The following is an 18,357-nucleotide window of genomic DNA, read 5'->3' as shown; positions in this document are numbered from 1 at the left end:
TGACGATACATCAAGCCCATGATTCAACGAGACCAGGGCCCTGGAGCCACCGGGTGCTCAAGCCTTTCGCGCGCTCAGGGCCTCGGCCAGCTCCGCGTAGAGGTGGATGGCGCTGCGGATGGACTTCTCCCAGTCGCCCAGGTGCAGGCTTTCGTTCTCCGAATGGGCATAGGTGTACGGGTCCTCCACGCCGATGAGCAGCGCGGGCACGCCGCCCAGCTCCTTCGCGAAGGGCTCCACGAAGGGAATGGAGGCGCCGCAGCCAATGGCGACCGCCTTCGTGCCGTAGCCCTTCTCCAGCGCTCGGAAGGCCGCCTGGAACGCGGGGTGGGACGGGTCCGTGTACCACCAACCGGACGCACCCTCCGTGTCGAAGTGGACGTCCAACCCCCACGGGCACACCTTGCGCAGGTGCTCCTTCAGGCGCTGCTCCACGTCGCGCGCCTCCAGGTCCGGGACGATGCGGATGCCCACCCGCGCCCAGGCCGAATCACAGATGATGTTGCGCGCGTCCTTGCGGCTGCTGGCCTGGATGGCATTGATGGCGATGCTCGGCTGACGCCAGTTCATCTCCCACGGATGCGCCCCGCCTCCCAGCACCTGCGCGCCCGGCAGCAGGCCCGACTGCGCGCGGAAGTGCGCCTCGTCTCCGGGCAGGGATTGGATGCTCTGGCGCTCTCCGTCCGTCAGCGGCTTCACGCGCTCGCGGATGCCTTCAATGGCGATGGAGCCATCCGCGTGCGTCAGCGTGGCCAGCATCCGGCACAGCGCCATCACGGGGTCCGGCACCGGCCCGCCCCACATGCCCGAGTGCACCGCCTGCCGCAGCGCGCGCACCTCCACGTCCACCGTGACGAGCCCGCGCAGCGCGGTGGTGATGGACGGCAGGCCGGTGTCGAAGTTGGACGTGTCGGTGAGGACGATGGCGTCCGCCTTCAGGAGCGCCGCGTGCTTCTGGAGGAAGGCGCCCAGGAAGTTGCTGCCAATCTCCTCCTCGCCCTCGATGATGACCTTCACGTTGAGCGGCAACGCTCCCGCGCCCTTCAGCCACGACTCCACCGCGGACGTGTGCACGACGATGCCCGCCTTGTCGTCCGCCGAGCCGCGGCCGTACAGCCGGCCGTCGCGCTCCACCGGCTCGAACGGAGGGCTCTTCCACGCGGCCTCGTCACCCGCGGGCTGCACGTCATGGTGCGCGTAGAGCAGCAGCGTGGGCTTGCCCGGCGCCTTGAGCACCTCGCCATAGACGTAGGGGTGCGTGCCCTCGATTTCGAGTAGCTGAACGTTTTCAAAACCACGGTCTTTCAACAGCCGTGCAGTCGCTTCCGCGCTGCGTCGTACCTGCGTCGCATCGAAGCCAGGAAATGAGACACTGGGAATCCGGACGAGGGACTTGAGGTCCTCCAGGTACGTCTGCTTTTTCGACTCGAAGTGTGAGAGAGCGTTGTCGGTGGACATGCCCACCCCTTAACCCAAAAAGGCGGGCAGGCGTGCCATGTCCCCGCGCGGATGTTGCGCGGTCCAAGTATCATCCGGAGCCATGTCCGACACCCCGACCCTGCTGCTCGTCGATGACGACAGTTTCGTGCGCCGTATCCTGAAGGACGTCATCGCCGACACGGGCATCGAGCTGCGGCTGCTCGAGGCCGCGGACGGTGAGGAAGGCCTGGCCGTGGCCGCGCGGGAGAAGCCCGCGGTGATGTTCCTGGACCTGTTCATGCCGAAGAAGAGTGGACTGGAGGTCCTGGGCGCCATCAAGACGGTGTCGCCCACCACGCGTGTGTTGGTCATCAGCAGCATGGACGCGGAGCCCGTCGTGGAGCAGGCCATGGCGGCGGGCGCCGTGGGCTTCGTGGGCAAGCCCTTCCATCCGCTCGAGATCGCCTCGGCCGTGCGCCAGGCGTTGGCTCACTGACCCCCGGGGTGTTTTCGTGTCGTCTTCTGCTGTCGGTTACTGGGTCGCGGACCATCTCGGACGTGTGCTGGGGCCCCTGGCGCTCCAGGCCCTCCGGGAACTGATTTCCTCCGGACGCTTGAAGGCCGCGGTGCGCGCCTCGCGGGATGGGACGAACTGGGTCGCCCTGCCGGAGCTGGCCGAGCTGAGCGACTTGTTCGCCAGCGCGCGTCCCACGCCCTCCCTGGAGCTGCAGCAAGCCGAGCGCCTGCGCGCGCAGATGCGCGCCATGCAAAGCCTGCCGGCCCACGAAGTCTTTGGCCTCAAGCCCACCGCCAACCTGGACGAGCTGCGTCTGGCCTACTTCCGAATGGCCAGGCGCTTCACGCCGGACCACGTGTCCCCGGACACGCATCCGGAGCTGAAGAAGGTCTCGGCGGAGATCTTCGACTTCCTGTCGCGCCGCATGCGCGACGCGGAGGCCACCTGGACGCAGGCGGCGCAGGCGCCCCGCCCTCCACCGCCCGTCGTGCCCGCCGCGCCGCCCCGGCCCCCGCCGGTGGTGCACGCGGCCCCCGCGGCGGTGCGCGCGCCCGTCGTGCCCGCCGCGCCCCCGCCGCGCCCCGTGCAGGCCGCGCCTCCACCGCCCGCCCCGGCCATGCGCCGGGCCGCGGCGGCGCCCACCTATTCCAGCGCGGAGTTCGTCGGCCTGGAGCGGCGTTCGGATGACCGCATCCACGCGGACGTGAAGGTGACGCTGCAGAACGCGGGCATCTTCACCGACCACCGCATCATCAACCTGTCATCGGGCGGACTGTTCATCGCCACGGACAAGCCGCTGCGGCTGGGGACCTTGGTGGAGCTCACCTTGCGCTTCGATGAGCCGCCCCGGGTGCTGACGCTCCGCAGCTCCGTCATCTGGGAGAATTCGCTGGAGGACGGAAAGAACCCGCGCGGCTACGGGTTGCGTCTGAGCCACCTTCGCCCGGAGGAGAAGGAGTTCGTTCAGAAGTATCTGGCTCGCGCCAAGGAACTGAAGAAGAAGCCCTGAGGCCAGGCGCTACAGCATCTGTCCCAGGAAGACGGCGCCCATCATCACGAAGGCCGCCGTCACGGCCATGACAGCCTTCAGCTCCAGGTCATCGCGGTCCATCAGGTTCTTGAAGATCATCGTCGTGCCCTCCGAGTGTTGCCCCTCGCCCTTCCATACGGGGTGCGGAAAAACCCATTGCGTCCGCCGTCGCCGGCTCCGCTGAAGTTCCCTTGCGGACGGGGCGGTGGACTCAGAGGATGACCGCCGTGTCCACCGCCTCCGCCGAATACCGGCTGCTCGAAGCGATGCCCCTCCCCACCGCCCTCATCCGCGGCGAACAGGTGCTACGGGTCAACGCGGCGCTCGCCACCCTGCTGGGCGTTCCGGCGGCGGAGCTGGAAGCCCTGTCGCTCTCCGAATGCATCCGCCGCTTCGTCCCCGCGGAGCGCGGCTGGGTGGAGCCGCTGTATGAATCCCTCGTCCACGGCGGGCCGCTGCCCGAAGGCCCCGTGTGGGTGCGCGTGCAGCCGGCGAACGGCCCCCAACGCACGCTGGCCCTGAGGCATGCGCCCGGAACGCACCCGGACGAGCTGGTGGTGGTGCTGCTGGAGGCGGAAGCGGAGGACTCCGTGCGGCGCCTCACGGAGGCGTTGGTGGCGGCCGCCGCGACGATGCTCCGCTGCCGCGACGAGCGGTCGGTGCTGGAGACGGCCGTGGACGCCATCTACCGCCAGGGCTTCTCCGTGTCCGTCGTCTACGTGGACGGCGACGCTTTCCGGTACGGCCCCCTGCGGCAGAACCCCTTCATCGTGGCCGAGGCCGAACAGCTCTACGGCATGCCCCTGGCGGACGTGCGCATTCCGAACGCCGCGCTGCCGCACTTCCTGGAGGTGCTCGAGCGGCGCAAGGCGGCCTTCCACCACGACATGCTCGGCGTGGCGCGCTTCCCGCCTTCCGCCAACGGGGAGAGCCCCGTGTGCCAGCTGCATCCACCGGACATGCGCGGGCTGGACGCGCCCATCCTCGTGGACGGGCATCCGTTCGGCGTGCTCTCCGTGCAGGGCCCCGCCCTCACCCCCGCGGGCGCCAGCACCCTGGAGCTGTTCGCGCAGCTGGTGGGCGGCGCGCTGGAGAACGTGCGCCACCACCAGATGTCCGCGGTGCGGCTGGAGGAGGTGTCCCGGCTCCAGGACGAGCTGGTGGCGCGCGAGCGGCTGGAGGTGCTGGGCGAGGCCGCGGGCGTCGTGGCCCACGAGGTGCGCAATCCCCTGGGCGCCATCCTCAACGCGGTGGCCGTGCTGCGCCGCGAGGCCCACCTGGGGCCCACGGGACAGGCCGCGGTGGGCATGCTGGAGGAGGAGGCCATCCGGCTGGAGGACATCGTCCGGGACCTGCTGGACGTGGTGCGCCCGTTGGAGCCGCGCCCCCGCCCCGTGCAGTTGGGCGAGCTGGTGCGCCGGGCGCTGGGGCAGATGCATGGCCCGCCAGACGCCCCCACGCTGCGCTTCAGCGTGGACGAGGCCGAGGAGACGCCTCCACTCGAAGGGGACGAGACGCTGCTCCAACTGGCGGTGACGCACCTGGTGCGCAACGCCGTGCAGGCCTCACCCGCGGGCGGCAAGGTGCGGATGACGGTGGAGCCCGCGGACGGCGGCGTGCGCCTGGTGGTGGAGGACGAAGGGCCCGGCATTCCCGACGTGGACCCGCAGCGCGTCTTCCAGCCTTTCTTCCTCACCCGCGCCAACGGGCGGGGGCTGGGGCTGGCCATTGTCCGGCGCGTGGTGCTGGCGCATGAGGGCAGCGTGCGCGCCAGCAGCCGGCCTCGCGGCGGTGCTCGCTTCGAGCTGTGGCTGCCGCGAGCGCCTAGCCGTATGTCTCCCGTTTGATGCGCTTGTCCTCGATGCCCAGCGCGTGGAGGTGGCCCAGCACCGTCTCCATGAAGCGCGGCGTGGAGGGCGTGCGCGTCTCCAGTGCCTTGCGCCGGTCCCACGGCGTAATCGCCGGGCCGCAGGCGTACACCAGGCACGTATCCCGGTCCTGAATCAGCTCCTCCAGCAGGGACTGGTGGACGCGGCCCTTCCGCACGGCGGCGCCGAAGCGCGACTCATCCGTCTCACGGGTGAGCGTGTGCACCACGCGCACGCGGTCCGGGTGCTGGCGCTCCAGGGCGGCCAGCTCTTCGCCGTACAGCACGTCCCCCCACGTCTTGTTGGAGAAGAGGAAGGTGTGGCGCAGCTTCAGCCCCCGGTGGAGCGCGTCCTTGAGGATGGCGAAGTTGGGCACCGCGCCGGAGCCGGCCACCAGGTGGACCACGTGCTCCGTGCGCTCCTCCACGTCCTCCGGCAGCACGTAGGGCCCCATGAAGGCCATCACCTTCATCCGCGCGCCGGTGAGCCGGCCATGCACGAGGTAGGGCGACAAGAGCGGCGGATAGCGGGTGAGGCCGGGGATGAATTCCTCGTCCTTCACGGTGATGGCCACCAGCGGCTCATGAGGGGCGGAGGCGAGCGAGTAGGAACGCTGCGGCTCCTTCCGCCCCTTCTGCTCCTGGAGGTAGGCCGACAGGCGGCCCAAGGCGGGGAACTGGTGCGGGTCGATGTTGAGGAACTGCCCGGCCTTGTAATCCAGCGGGACTCCGCCGAAATCCAGGAACAGCGTCGCCGTGTCGTGCGTGTCCATCCGCACATGGTCGACGGTGACCTCGTATTCCACGGGCTTCCTGGCGCGCGACGCGCGGGCTTCGACCAGACTCATGCGCCCTCCCATAGCCAACCCGCATGGAGGGTGGGAAGAGGGGAAGGAAAAACCGTCCCGCCCCCCAGTCCCACATGAGCGTTGGCTGTACGACGGCTCGCCCACCAGGCGAGGCGCCGGGACAGGAGGGGTGCTGACGCGCGACACTTGTCGGAACTACATCTGCGGGTGGAGCGTTGAGGGCCTGGGACGACTGCCCCCCTGAGCTAGAGGCGACCAATACGTGCTGCGCATTCTCTTCTTCCTGATGTCGAAGCTGCCAGAAGGCGCCCGCCAGCAGGTGGTCCGCGCCCTGATGAACGGCGTCTGGGACACCCTGGCGAACGAGCAGGTCCTGGGGCGGGAGAACATCCCGGACCAACCCTGTCTCTTTCTCTGCAACCACCTGTCCAACGCGGACGGCTTCACGCTGGACCGGGCCTTCCGGCCGCGCAAGGTCGTCTTCCTGGCCGGGGTGAAGCTGAAGAGCACGGTGATGACGCGCCTGGCCTCGGAGACGATGGAGACCATCGCCATCAAGCCCAACTCACCCGATATCGAGGCGATGCGGCGGGCGCTGGACACCCTCAAGGCCGGTAAGTCGGTGCTCATCTTCCCGGAAGGCGCGCGCAGCCGCACGGGCACCCTCACCCAGGCGAAGAAGGGCCTGTCGCTGATTGCCAAGCGCGCGGGCGTGCCCGTGGTGCCGGTGGCGTTGCAGGGCACGGAGAAGCTGATGCCCATCAACGACTCGGACATGGGCGGCGAGCGGCTCTTCAAAGCCGACGTCTTCGTGCGCTTCGGCCCGCCCTTCCGCGTGGAGGCGCTGGAGGCCGAGGTGGCGGGCGCCGAGGACCCGCGGCAGGCCCTGGTGGATGCGATGATGCGCCGGGTGGCGGAGCTGCTGCCGCCCGAGTACCGCGGCTTCTACGCGGAGACCTCCGCTGCGGCGGCTCCGGCCCCGGACTGGGAGCGGCCTTCCGCGCCCGCGTCCTGAATGAAGCATTGCGGCGCGCGCCGGGACGCGGACAATGGACGCTCCCGTGACACGCGCCCGCACCGACGAACAGCTCTTTGTCTCCACCCTCCCCGGCCTGGAGCCCGCCCTGGAGGCAGAAGCCTCCGCGCTGGGCTGGAAGCCTCGCCGCGTGGACGGCGGCGTGGAGCTGGAGGGCCCGGCCGGCCTGCACCAGGACGCCAACCTGCGCCTTCGCTGCGCCAGCCGGGTGCTGCTGCGCCTGGGCCACTTCCGCGCGGGAGACTCCGACACCCTCTCCGACCGGCTGGCTGAACTGGACCTGTCTCACGTCTGGGATGGGCGCTCGCCACCGAAACTGTCGGTGAGCCTGAACCGCTCCCCCGTGCCAGGGCCCAACGTGGTGTTCTCCTCGGCGGCGTATGCGTGGAACGTGCCCTCGGTGGAGCGCGCGGGACCGCTCGATGAAGAGGGCGGAGGCCCGGGCCTGACGTTGCTGGTGCGGGTGGAGGGCGACGCGTTCACCGTGAGCGCCGACACCAGCGGGGATGCGCTGCACCGCCGGGGCTACCGCCAGGAAGTGAGCCGCGCGCCCCTGCGTGAGACGCTGGCGGCGGGCATCCTCCGGCTGGCGGGCTACGACGGCACGCAGCCCCTGGTGGACCCGATGTGCGGCTCGGGCACCTTCCTGGTGGAGGCCGCGTGGATGGCCATGCGCCGGGCGCCAGGACTGCTGCGCGCCTTCGCCTTCGAGTCCTTCCCCTCCTTCGACGCCCAGGCCTGGGCCGGGCGCAAGGCGCGCGCGGAAGCGGACGCGCTGCCCGCGCCAGGAGCGGCGATTCACGGCTACGACATCAACGCGGGCTCGCTGGGAACAGCGCGGCGCAATGCCCGGCGCGCGGGGGTGACACTCGCGTTGGAGCGGCAGGACGCGCGGACGTTGAAGGCGCCCGTGGAAGGCCCGGGGTTGGTGGTGGTGAATCCGCCCTACGGCAAGCGCGTGGGCGAAGCCGAAGACCTGCCCGCGCTGTACCGGGCCTTGGGGAACACGCTGCGCCAGGGCTTCGTGGGGTGGCGCGCGGCGGTCATCCTTCCGGATGACGCGGTGCTGGTGAAGGCGCTGGGACTGACGGGTGCGCGAAGCCTTCCGGTGAAGAACGGCGGGCTCAAGTGCCGGCTGCTGCTGTCGGGGCTGGATGTGACGTGAGGCCCAGGCGGCGCGTTCGAGGTCCTCCGCTACAGCAAGGCCCCTGGATACGCCGATGCGCGCCGCCTTCGCGTCCGAGACAGCAGGGCAAGCCGGCCCCGACTGAGGAACGATGGCCGCCCTGCCGCTCGGGGGGCAGGCGCGGAGTCCTCGGTGGAGCGGCCACGAAGGCCGCCATCCGGATGCGCCGCGCCGCCGTGCCGTGGTAACGCGGGCCTGTGGAAACGTGGTTCACGCCCTTCGAGCCGAAGCCCCTCGTGGACGAACTCCCCGGGCGCTTCCCAAACCCCTTCGACGAGGGCGCGCCCCACGCGCTGGCGCGCCGGGCGGCGGAATGGCTCCAGCGGGAGCTCCGGGCAGGCCATCTCGCGCCTGGACTCGAGGCCTCGTGCCTCGACACGTCCGAGGGTGGAAAGATGTTCGGCATCCTCGTGGTCCAGGCGCCTGACGGACGCGTCGGATTCCTCCGCGCCTTCTCGGGCATGCTTGGCGGGCGATGGGACCTCCCCGGTTTCGCGCCGCCCCTCTTCGCCCGTGACGAGCGCGAGCGGCTGGAACCCGCGGGTGACGCCCTGGTGAAGCGCCTGATGGCCCGTGAGGCGGCCTTCCGCCAGTCCCCCGAGCGCGCCTCCGTCCTGACCGCGCACGACGCGTTGCAAGCGCGCCACACCGAGGCCCGCGCGGCACTGCGCGCCACACACGACGCCCGGAAGAAGCAGCGCCATGCGAGGCGCACGGACGTCATGGCCTCGGACTCGCTGAGTGAGGAGGCGAAGCGAGCGGCGCTGCATGCGCTCGACCAGGAAAGCCGGGGGGACAAGGCGGAACTGCGGAGACTGGAGGCGGAACACGACGAGGCGCAGCGGGCGCTCGCGCCCCGGCGGGCTCGCATGGAGCGGCGGCTTCGCGCCATGGAGCGACTGCGGCGCATCGTCTGCCGTGCGCTGATGAAGCGCCTGCACGACACCTACGTGGTGCCCAATGCACGCGGAGAACACCGGCACCTTCGTGGCCTCTACGCCAGAGGCGAGCCCCCATCGGGCGCGGCGGACTGCGCCGGGCCCAAGCTCCTGGCACATGCCCTCACCCAGGGCTTCCGTCCGCTCGCGCTCGCCGAGTTCTGGTGGGGTGCCCCTCCTCCCGCGGGAGGCCGGGCCGCCGGCGCGTACTACCCCGCCTGCAAGGACAAATGCGGGCCGCTGCTGCCGTACATGCTGGACGGTCTCCCTGTCGCCGCACCCCGGCCCTTCGCGGTGCCCGTGCTGCCGTCACGAGGGCTGGACATCGTCTTCGAGGACGAATGGCTCGTGGTGGTGGAGAAGCCAGAGGGCCTGCTCTCCGTGCCCGCGAAGGACGTCTCGGTGGAGGACTCCGTGCTGGCCCGGCTGCGCGCGAGAACTCCGGAAGCAGCGGGGACGATGCTCGCGCACCGGCTCGACCTGGACACGTCGGGGCTGCTCGTCGCGGCGAAGGACGCGCGCACCTACGCGGCCTTGCAACGCCAGTTCGCCGGGCGCGAGGTGCACAAGCGCTACGCCGCATGGGTCGAAGGCAACGTCCAGGGCGAGCGCGGCACCATCGACTTTCCCATGCGCGTGGACCTGGACGACCGGCCCCGACAGATTCACGACCCCGTGCACGGCAAGCCCGCGGTGACGGAGTGGCACGTGCTTGAACGCAGCCACGGTCGCACGAAGGTGGCCCTCTTCCCGCTCACCGGGCGGACACATCAGTTGCGCGTTCACGCGGCCCATCCGCTGGGCCTTGGCGCGCCCATCGTTGGCGACCGCCTCTATGGCCACCCGGGGCCTCGATTGCATCTGCATGCGGAGGCCCTGTCGTTCCAGCACCCTGTCACGGGGCAGCGCCTCACGCTGGAGCGGCCGGCTCCCTTCTGACCTCGCGTATCTCGGCCGCAAGCCCGCGCTGCACGAGGGCGCCGCGACGCCCGGAGCACCATCGACACGGGCCCCGGGTGAGGACTCCCGACCTCGCTGTTCGGAAATGTCGGGAGTTTTGCGCCACGAAATCTCCCGACATTTCCGAACAGCAAGCGCTCCGAACGCGCCGCCCCCGCGCATCCACCGTTCCCGGACACGGAGCGCAGAGCCGCCCCAGGGACGCCCCTCGAGGACGGGGCGACATTGTTGAGGCGAGCGGCCCTGTCACCGCCGCAGTACGGGGCACCGCGCCAAGAAGGCACAGCTGGCGATCATCGGGCCTGCCCCGCGCCGAGACAGGCTGCGTCGACATGGCAGACGCCCGCGTTCAGCGCGTGACGACGTGCTCGGAGGCATCTTCGGGGGCGTCCGGCTCCGGCGCGGAGACAGGCTCCACCGCGGCCGACACCGCCGGCTTCACGCCCAGCTCACGCGTCAGCTTGGGATTCACCCCGGTCTCCGCCAACAGCCGCTCCAGTTGCATGCGCGCGCGCCGGTTCTCCCGGTGTACGCGGCGCCCCAGAATCAGCTCGTTCTTCAGCGAGTGCTCCCAGCCCGTCAGCTCCGTCACCGTCACCTGGTAGCCGAAAGCCTCCAGCGTCAGCGCGCGGATGACGTTCGTCAGGTGCGAGCCGAACTCGCGCCGGTGCCAGGCATGCGCGTACAGCAGCGACATGCTGCCGCTGCTGGCCACGACCGGGCGCTTCTCCTTGAGCTGCGCGGCCACCTCCGCCTGGCAGCACGGCACCACCGCGACGTGGTCCGCGCCATGGCGGATGGCCGCGACGAGCGCATCATCCGTGGCCGTGTCACACGCGTGCAGCGCCATCAGCAGGTGGATGCGCTCTGGGTACTGCGCCGTGTCGATGTGCGCCGTCTGGAACTGCATCCGCGTGAAGCCCAGCCGCTGGGCGCGGCCCTGGGCCCGCTCCGTCAGGTCCGGCCGGCCTTCAATGGACAGCAGCGTGCCGCTGGCGGCGCCCTTGAGGAACAGCTCGTAGAGGACGAAGCCCAGGTAGGCGTTGCCGCTGCCCGCGTCCACCATCACCGCGTTCGGGTGGCGCGCCTGGACATCCTCCACGGCGGGACGCAGCAGGCCCATCAGGTGGTTCACCTGCTTGAGCTTGCGCAGCGCGTCCGCGTTGAGGTTCCCCTCGCGCGTGAGCAGATGCAGCTCGCGCAGCAGCGCGGGGGACTGGTCCGGCAGCAGCTCCCGCCGGACCTGCGAGGCTTTGACGTTGCGCCTCAGACGGACACCACCTCGAGGACCTCGGGAATCATTTCCCGCAGGCGCCCCTCGATGCCCATCTTCAGCGTCGCCGTGGACGACGGACATCCCGCGCACGCGCCCTTCATGTGCAGGTAGACGATGCCGTCCTCGAAGCGGTCCAGGGTGATGTCACCACCGTCCATGGCCACCGCAGGGCGGATTTCGTTGTCCAGGATGTCCTGGATGCGCCCTTCCACCGTGCCACCACCGGACGAGCCCGCCGCCTCGCGAGCCGCCGCCAGCGCCGCCTCGTCCACCACCGGCTCGTTGGCCGTCAGGTGGGTGTCCAGCGTGGACATGACCTCGTCATTGAGCTCGTCCCACTCGCCCTCTTCCCCCTTCGTCACCGTCACGAAGTTGGTGCCAATCATCACCGCCGTGACGCCGCGCACGTCCATCAGCTTGCGCGCCAACGGGGACTTCGCCTGGGCGTCCTCGGGGTTCGTGAAGTTCACCGCCCCGCCCGCCAACAACCGCCGGTCCACCACGTACTTCAGCGTGCTGGGGTTCGGGGTCCACTCGAGCTGGATGTTCACCGACATTCAAATCTCCTTGGCGACTCCTCTAAGGCGCTCGCGGCCCCATAGCAACCCGGGTCGCGGGCTGGCAATCGCCCTCGCCCCCGCTCCCTCCACTCCGGCACCAATCCGCAATCCCAGAAATACATGAACTCATAGTGGATTTGGCGTAGACTGGGGGCATGCCCCCGTCCCCGCCCCGCGTGCCCGCCAGCGTGTTCGAGGGGTTCTTCGTGCGGGGTCTCCAGGCGGAGGGCCGGCTGGCCCAGGAACTGGAGGCGCTGGGGTACGACAGCCGAAAGCCGGAGTTGGACTACCCCATTTCTCTCTGGCAGCAGGCGGTGGCCCTGGCACGGCGGGAGCGATACGCGGAGCTCGGTGACGAGGACGCCTACCGGCAGCTGGGCCGCCAGGGCATCTTCGGCTTCGCGCAGACGCTGGTAGGCCGCGTGGCCGCGGTGGCCCTGCCCATGATTGGGCCTGCGCAGGCGCTGGAGCGGGTGCCTCGCTACCTGGCGATGATGGGCCGCTCGGACGTGGACGTCTCGATGTCCTCCGAAGGCGAGCGCGGCCGCCGCCTCTCCCTGTCGGACCGCTACAACCGGCCCGAGCTGATGGCGGGGTGCCTGGAAGGAATGTTGGAGCTGGCCAACGCCCGGCCTCGAATCTCCGTGGAGGAGCGCAGCAGCGGGGGGTACCGTCTGTTCGTGCGCTGGTAGCTCGCCAGCCCCGCCCTGGAGCCCCGCGTGTCCTACCCGCCCAGACTCGCCCATCTCGCCACCCGCGCCGTGGTGGTGGCGAAGCTCGTCCCCACCTACGCGCAGGCCCACCACATCGACGAGGAAGAAGCAGCGCAGCGGCTGTCCAGTGCGCTCTCCGGACGGATGCTGCCCACGCTGCTGGAGGTCACGTGGACCGCCATGCGCGGCAAGGCGAAGCGGCTCACCGACGACGGGCTGGTGGAGAAGGTGGCCGCCACCTTGAGTGAGCGGCCCCTGCGGCCGGGACGCATCGCCCCCGTGGGTCCGGCGCTCAGCGCCTTCTTCATCCTGGTGGACCTGGAGGTGGGCACCGCGGGTGACGCCGCGCGGCGGGTCATGGAATCGGACGAGGGACGCCGCCGGGGGGAGGAAGGACTGGCGGAAGCCGGACGCTTCCTCGCCGCGGAGCTGACTCGCGGGAAGTAGCGCCCGGACAGCCGTGGCAGCAGTGGGTACGCATCGTTATAGGCTCGCCCTGGCCCAGGCCCCGACGATGTCGACACCGCTCCCCACCACGCTGCGAATCCTGCGCTCCCTCGCCGACGTCCCCCGCGCCACGTGGGATGCGCTGGTGGACGCCCAGGCCACGCCGTTCCTGGAGTGGACCTTCCTCACGGCGATGGAGGAGAGCGGCTGCGCGGTGCCAGCGCGGGGCTGGCACCCCCGGCACCTGACGCTCTGGCGCGGCTCGCGCCTGGTGGCCGCCGCCCCCGCCTATCTCAAGGACGACAGCGACGGGGAGTTCGTCTTCGACAGCCCCTGGGCCACCGCCGCCGAGCGCGCGGGCCTGCGCTACTACCCGAAGCTCGTGCTCGCCGTCCCCTTCACCCCCGCCACCGGGCGCCGCGTGCTGGTGGCCCCGGGCGAGGACCGCGCCGCGCGCGAGGCGGAGCTGTACGCCGCCGCCCAGGAGTTCGCCCGGGCCGAGCGCCTGTCCGGCATCCACGTCCTCTTCACCACCGAGGAGGAGCTGCCCGTCCTGGTGGCCCAGGGCTTCGCCGTGCGGCTGGGCGTGCAGTACCACTGGCGCAATCAGGGCTACCGGACGCTGGAGGACTTCCTCGGCCGCTTCCACGCCAAGCGCCGCAACCAGCTGCGCCGGGAGCTGCGAGCCCTGACCGAGCGCGGCATCGAGGTCCGCACCCTGCGCGGGGACGCGCTGGCGGACGCGGACGCGGACACCGTCTACCGACTGTACGCCACCACGGTGGACAAGTATCCGTGGGGCCAGCGCTTCCTCACCCCGGACTTCTTCGCTCGCATGCTCGCCCGCTTCCGGCACCGCTGCGAGTGGGTGGAGGCCCGCCGGGAAGGCCGGCTGGTGGCCGGTGCGTTCAACTTCACCGGTGCCAACGTTCTCTATGGCCGTTACTGGGGCTGCTTCGAGGAGCACCCCTTCCTTCACTTCAACGTCTGCCTGTACCACCCCATCTCGGAGGGCATCACCTCCGGGCTGGAGCGCTTCGAGCCCGGCGCGGGGGGAGAGCACAAGCTCACCCGGGGATTCGAGCCGCGCCTCACGTACAGTGCGCACCTGCTCCTCCACCCGGGCATGGACAGGGCCGTGCGCGGCTTCCTGGCCCACGAGCGGGCAGCCGTCGAGGGAAGCCTGCCCCAGTGGCGGGCGGAGACTGGTTTCAAGGAGGGGGACTGAAAATCCCCCGCCCGTTCAGCAAAGGGAGTCCGAACGACTTATGGCGCAGAAGCATGAGCACGACACCTCCGTCATCACGGAGTCCGCCCCCAAGCAGAAGCTCAAGAAACCGCCGCTCTACAAGGTGCTCCTGCACAACGACAACTACACGACCCGGGAGTTCGTCGTGGCCGTGCTCAAGGAGGTCTTCCACAAGTCGGAGACGGATGCCGTGCAGATCATGCTGCACGTTCATTACAACGGTGTCGGGGTGGCCGGCGTTTATACGTACGACGTCGCCGAAACGAAGATTCAGACGGTGGAGGCCGCGGCGCAGGAGAACGACATGCCGCTGCGACTCTCCATGGAACCCGAGGAAGGTTGAAACGTGGCAGGACCGCTGATTGCCAAAGAGTTGCAGGCCAGCTTCCGCACCGCCCTGGACGAGGCGCGGAAGATGCGCCACGAGTACCTGACGCTGGAACACCTGCTCCTGGCGCTCACCAGGGACGCGCGCACGCGTGAAGTCCTCAAGGGGTGCGGCGCCAACGTGAAGCAACTCCAGGAGCGCCTGGTCTCCTTCCTGGAGGAGACGGTTGAGCGCCTGCCGGAGGGCGTGGACGCCGAGCCGCAGCAGACCATCGGCGTGGAGCGGGTGCTCCACCGCGCCGCCATGCACGCGCTGTCCGCCGAGCAGAAGCTCATCGACGGTGGGGACGTGCTGGTGGCCCTCTTCCGCGAGGATGAGAGCCACGCGCTCTACCTGCTCCAGCAGGAGGGCGTCACCCGGTTGGATTTGCTCAACTACATCTCCCACGGCGTCACCAAGGACGGCGAGGGTGAAGGTGAGGGCGAGGAGAGCGCCGGCCACGCCACCCCGGCGGGCGACGACGACGAGGGCGAGTCCCCGAAGAAGAGCCCGCTCGAGGCCTACACGGTGCAGCTCAACATCGAGGCCAAGGAGGGGCGCATCGACCCGCTCATCGGCCGCGAGAAGGAGCTGGAGCGCACCATCCAGGTGCTCTGCCGCCGCCGGAAGAACAACCCGCTCTACGTGGGTGAGGCGGGCGTGGGCAAGACGGCCATCGCCGAAGGGCTGGCGCTGCACATCCACGAAGGCCGCGTGCCGGAGGTGCTGAAGGACGCCATCGTCTACTCCCTGGACATGGGCGCGCTGCTCGCGGGCACCAAGTTCCGCGGCCAGTTCGAGGAGCGACTCAAGGGTGTGCTCAAGGCCCTGAAGGAGCAGCCGAACGCCATCCTCTTCATCGACGAAATCCACACCATCGTCGGCGCGGGCGCCACCAGTGGCGGCTCCATGGACGCGTCCAACCTGCTCAAGCCCGCGCTGGCCAGCGGGCGGCTGCGCTGCATCGGTTCGACGACGTACCAGGAGTACAAGTCCGCCTTCGAGCGGGACCGGGCCCTGTCACGCCGCTTCCAGAAGATTGAGGTGGGCGAACCCTCCGTCGAGGACACCATCCTCATCCTGGAGGGGCTGAAGAGCCGCTACGAGGAGCACCACGGGGTGAAGTACCAGCCCGAGGCCATCCGCGCGGCGGCGGAGCTGTCCGCCAAGCACATCAACGACCGGTTCCTGCCGGACAAGGCCATCGACGTCATCGACGAGACGGGCTCGGCCGAGCGGCTCAAGCCGGAGGGCCAGCGCTCCAACACCGTCACCGGCGCGGACGTGGAGGCCGTCGTCGCGAAGATGGCGCGCATCCCCGCCAAGAGCGTGTCCGCCAGCGAGGGCGTGCAGCTCCAGAATCTGGAGAAGGAGCTCCAGGGCGTCATCTACGGACAGGATTCGGCCATCAAGGACCTGGTCAGCGCCATCATGCTGGCCCGCTCCGGACTGCGCGCGCCGGAGAAGCCCATTGGCTCGTTCCTCTTCTCCGGCCCCACGGGCGTGGGCAAGACGGAGCTGGCCAAGCAGTTGGCGCAGTCGCTGGGCGTGGAGTTCCTGCGCTACGACATGAGCGAGTACTCGGAGAAGCACACGGTGAGCCGGCTCATCGGCGCGCCGCCGGGCTACGTCGGCTTCGACCAGGGCGGCCTGCTCACGGACGCCGTGCGCAAGCACCCCTACGCGGTGGTGGTGCTGGATGAAATCGAGAAGGCCCACCCGGACCTCTTCAACATCCTGCTCCAGGTGATGGACCACGCGACGCTGACGGACAACAACGGCCGCAAGGCCGACTTCCGCAACATCGTCCTCATCCTCACCACCAACGCGGGCGCCCAGGAAATGAGCACCAAGGCCATTGGCTTCGGGGACCTCGCGAAGCCGGTGGACGCCACCCGCGCGAAGAAGGCGATTGAGCGCACCTTCACGCCGGAGTTCCGCAACCGCCTGGACGGGTGGATTCTCTTCTCCGGCCTCCCGCCCGAGGTCATCCTCAAGGTCGTGGACAAGGAAGTGCGCCTGCTCCAGAAGATGCTGGACGAGAAGAAGGTGAAGCTGGTGCTGACGCCCGCCGCCCGCGCGTGGCTGGCCGAGCACGGCTATGACCCGGCCTTCGGCGCGCGGCCCATGGCCCGGCTGGTGGACAACTCGCTGAAGAAGCCGCTCGCCCAGGCGCTCCTCTTCGGGGACCTGAAGCATGGCGGCACCGCCCACTACGACGTGGAGGATGACAGCCTCAAGCTGCGCACGGAGCCCGCCACCGCCGAGGTGGCATAGTCCCCTGCCCGCGCTGGCCGCGGACAGGACAAGGCCCCGGTCCCCTTCCCAGGGAGCCGGGGCCTTCGTCTGTCCGCCCGTGACAACGGGCGAGCGACTACTCGACGCGGTAGCTCTTCACCGCGCTGGAGAGCTGCTCGGAGATGATTTGCAGCGTGGTGGCGGCCTCGCCCGTGGAGCCGATGCGGGCCACCGTCTCATCCATCATCTTGGACAGGTCATTCACCGCCAGGGTGATTTGGTTGATGCCCACGTTCTGCTGGCTGACGGCGGCGGCAATCTGCCGGACGGCGGCGGCGTTGTCCTGGACGATGGAGGACAGCTCGCGCAGGTTCTGCCCGCTGGTGCGCACCTGGGCCAGGCCCGACTCCATGCGCTCGGCGCCGCGCTCCGTGATTCGCACCGCCAACGTCACCTGGTTGGCGATGTCGTCCAGCAGCTCGCGCACGCGAGTGGTGGCTTCGATGGACTGGTCCGCCAGGGCGCGGATTTCGCGCGCCACCACGCCGAAGCCCTTGCCGTGCTCGCCGGAGCGGACGGACTCGATGGCGGCGTTGAGCGCCAGCATGTTGGACTGGTCCGCCAGGTCCTTCACCGTCTGGGTGATGCCGCCAATCTGCTGCGTGCGCTCGCCCAGCTCGACGATTTTCTGGGCAATCTCCCCCACCTGGACGCGGATGTCGTTGAGCCCCGCCATGGTGAGCTCGATGGAGGCCTCGCCGGACTTGGCCAGCGTGTCGGCGCGCTCGGCCACCGACAGCACGCTCTCCGCCTTCTGCGCGGCGAGCATGGAGGTCTGCTTGATTTCCTGCGCCGTCACCTGCGTCTCCTGCAGCGCCGCGGCCTGCCGGGAGATGGTCTGCGCCTGCTCCGTGGACGAAGAATTCAGGTGCTCGGTGGACTGGGTGAGCGCCACGGCCGCCTGCTGGAGGTTGAGCGTCACCTCGCGCAGCCGCTCCACCATCTGCGAGAAGGAGCTGGCCAGCCGGCCCACCTCGTCGCCGCTCTTCACCTGGATGGGGCGCGTCAAATCGCCGGACTCCACGATGTGGCCGGCCACCTCCGTCAGGCTCTTCAACGGGCCGACGATGCTGCGGCCGAACAGCGCGGACACCGCCACGCCCAGGGCCACCAGCAGCGCCGCGAAGCCCACCATCCGCACGCGCAGCGCGGACACCAGTTCGTCGATGTGGTCCCGGGACACGCCCACGTGCACCGAGCCCAGGCGGCCACCGGCCACCGGCGCCACCACGTCCATGGCGCGCAGGCGGACGCCCCCGGCGTCCGCCTCCAGCACCGAGCCCGCGCCCGCGGTGGCGACCGCCTCCTTCAGCGCGTCCGGGAAGCCGTCCGGGAAGGTGTGGGCCACCACGTTGCCGGCCGAGTCTTGAATGAAGGCATACGCCAGGTCCGAATGGCCCACGCTGGCGTCCAGCATGGGCTGGAGCGCGCTGGCCCCCGCCGCCACCCCCTGCTCCGCCGCCACCGCCAGCCCGCGGGCCACGTGCCGCCCCGCGCTCAGGTAGCTGTCCGCCAGGTCGCTCTCCAGCCGCCGCGTGGCGACACCGGTGAGCAGGGTGGCCGCCGTCGCGCTGATGAGCGCGGTGACGAGCACGAACTTCGGCGCCAGCCCCAGCGACTGGCGGAACTGCTGCGACAACTGGGAGGCGAAGGATTGTTGCGGGAGGCTCACGGAATCACCGCCG

At 69.8% G+C, this 18,357-nt stretch carries 16 protein-coding genes; 11 read left to right on the top strand and 5 right to left on the bottom strand.

What is annotated here, in order from left to right; all coding sequences use genetic code 11:
* Positions 1–57 precede the first annotated feature (57 nt).
* Complete coding sequence (locus BLU09_RS26110; RefSeq protein WP_186818016.1) at positions 58–1,458, bottom strand: M20/M25/M40 family metallo-hydrolase; 1,401 nt, start codon at positions 1,456–1,458, stop codon at positions 58–60.
* A gap of 82 nt (positions 1,459–1,540) precedes the next feature.
* Here BLU09_RS26110 and BLU09_RS26105 point away from each other — a divergent pair, with 82 nt between their 5' ends.
* The 3 genes from BLU09_RS26105 (at position 1,541) to BLU09_RS26095 (ending at position 4,813) form a co-directional block, all read left to right on the top strand.
* Positions 1,541–1,915 (top strand): response regulator, encoded by a 375-nt coding sequence (locus tag BLU09_RS26105; RefSeq protein WP_002635842.1) that lies wholly within the window; start codon positions 1,541–1,543, stop codon positions 1,913–1,915.
* A gap of 64 nt (positions 1,916–1,979) precedes the next feature.
* A complete protein-coding gene (locus BLU09_RS26100) occupies positions 1,980–2,945 on the top strand; it encodes a TIGR02266 family protein (RefSeq protein ID WP_090492203.1) in 966 nt (321 codons plus the stop codon).
* A 239-nt stretch (positions 2,946–3,184) separates the two neighbouring features.
* The gene (locus BLU09_RS26095; protein WP_186818017.1) at positions 3,185–4,813 is read left to right on the top strand and encodes a sensor histidine kinase; all 1,629 of its coding nucleotides are present in this window, start codon (positions 3,185–3,187) and stop codon (positions 4,811–4,813) included.
* On the opposite strand, the gene BLU09_RS26090 is transcribed toward BLU09_RS26095, so the two are convergent.
* Positions 4,791–5,681, bottom strand: a complete 891-nt coding sequence (locus BLU09_RS26090; protein ID WP_174257129.1) for a ferredoxin reductase domain-containing protein — start codon at positions 5,679–5,681, stop codon at positions 4,791–4,793. The two genes, BLU09_RS26095 and BLU09_RS26090, sit on opposite strands and share 23 nt — an antisense overlap.
* 223 nt (positions 5,682–5,904) lie before the next feature.
* Between BLU09_RS26090 and BLU09_RS26085 the strand changes: the two genes are divergently transcribed.
* From BLU09_RS26085 to BLU09_RS26075, 3 genes are all read left to right on the top strand, one after another.
* Positions 5,905–6,657: a lysophospholipid acyltransferase family protein gene (locus BLU09_RS26085; RefSeq protein ID WP_090492200.1), complete on the top strand. Its 753-nt coding sequence runs from the start codon at positions 5,905–5,907 to the stop codon at positions 6,655–6,657.
* A gap of 34 nt (positions 6,658–6,691) precedes the next feature.
* Positions 6,692–7,843, top strand: a complete 1,152-nt coding sequence (locus BLU09_RS26080) for a THUMP domain-containing class I SAM-dependent RNA methyltransferase (protein ID WP_090492199.1) — start codon at positions 6,692–6,694, stop codon at positions 7,841–7,843.
* Positions 7,844–8,061: 218 nt separating this feature from the next.
* On the top strand, positions 8,062–9,741 hold the full coding sequence (locus tag BLU09_RS26075; protein WP_090492198.1) for an RluA family pseudouridine synthase: 1,680 nt from the start codon (positions 8,062–8,064) through the stop codon (positions 9,739–9,741).
* 370 nt (positions 9,742–10,111) lie between these two features.
* Here BLU09_RS26075 and BLU09_RS26070 read toward each other — a convergent pair whose 3' ends face one another.
* Together BLU09_RS26070 and BLU09_RS26065 are read right to left on the bottom strand one after the other, a co-directional pair.
* Complete coding sequence (locus tag BLU09_RS26070) at positions 10,112–11,119, bottom strand: class I SAM-dependent methyltransferase (protein ID WP_090492197.1); 1,008 nt, start codon at positions 11,117–11,119, stop codon at positions 10,112–10,114.
* On the bottom strand, positions 11,029–11,595 hold the full coding sequence (locus BLU09_RS26065) for a NifU family protein (protein ID WP_090492196.1): 567 nt from the start codon (positions 11,593–11,595) through the stop codon (positions 11,029–11,031). Before BLU09_RS26065 ends, BLU09_RS26070 begins: the two co-directional genes overlap by 91 nt.
* Positions 11,596–11,753: 158 nt before the next feature.
* Between BLU09_RS26065 and BLU09_RS26060 the strand changes: the two genes are divergently transcribed.
* From BLU09_RS26060 to clpA, 5 genes are all read left to right on the top strand, one after another.
* Positions 11,754–12,290, top strand: a complete 537-nt coding sequence (locus BLU09_RS26060; protein ID WP_090492195.1) for a DUF2378 family protein — start codon at positions 11,754–11,756, stop codon at positions 12,288–12,290.
* 27 nt (positions 12,291–12,317) lie between these two features.
* Positions 12,318–12,758, top strand: a complete 441-nt coding sequence (locus BLU09_RS26055; RefSeq protein ID WP_186818018.1) for a hypothetical protein — start codon at positions 12,318–12,320, stop codon at positions 12,756–12,758.
* Between the two features lie 67 nt (positions 12,759–12,825).
* On the top strand, positions 12,826–13,986 hold the full coding sequence (locus tag BLU09_RS26050; protein ID WP_186818019.1) for a GNAT family N-acetyltransferase: 1,161 nt from the start codon (positions 12,826–12,828) through the stop codon (positions 13,984–13,986).
* A gap of 40 nt (positions 13,987–14,026) precedes the next feature.
* A complete protein-coding gene (locus BLU09_RS26045; RefSeq protein WP_011555974.1) occupies positions 14,027–14,350 on the top strand; it encodes an ATP-dependent Clp protease adaptor ClpS in 324 nt (107 codons plus the stop codon).
* Positions 14,351–14,353: 3 nt separating this feature from the next.
* Positions 14,354–16,651, top strand: a complete 2,298-nt coding sequence (clpA, locus tag BLU09_RS26040; RefSeq protein ID WP_090492192.1) for an ATP-dependent Clp protease ATP-binding subunit ClpA — start codon at positions 14,354–14,356, stop codon at positions 16,649–16,651.
* Between the two features lie 97 nt (positions 16,652–16,748).
* On the opposite strand, the gene BLU09_RS26035 is transcribed toward clpA, so the two are convergent.
* Positions 16,749–18,344, bottom strand: a complete 1,596-nt coding sequence (locus BLU09_RS26035; RefSeq protein ID WP_090492191.1) for a methyl-accepting chemotaxis protein — start codon at positions 18,342–18,344, stop codon at positions 16,749–16,751.
* Positions 18,345–18,357: the final 13 nt, after the last annotated feature.

It is taken from the genome of Myxococcus virescens (assembly GCF_900101905.1).
Taxonomy (GTDB): Bacteria; Myxococcota; Myxococcia; order Myxococcales; family Myxococcaceae; genus Myxococcus; species Myxococcus virescens.
This window is presented reverse-complemented; position numbering and strand designations above follow the sequence as displayed.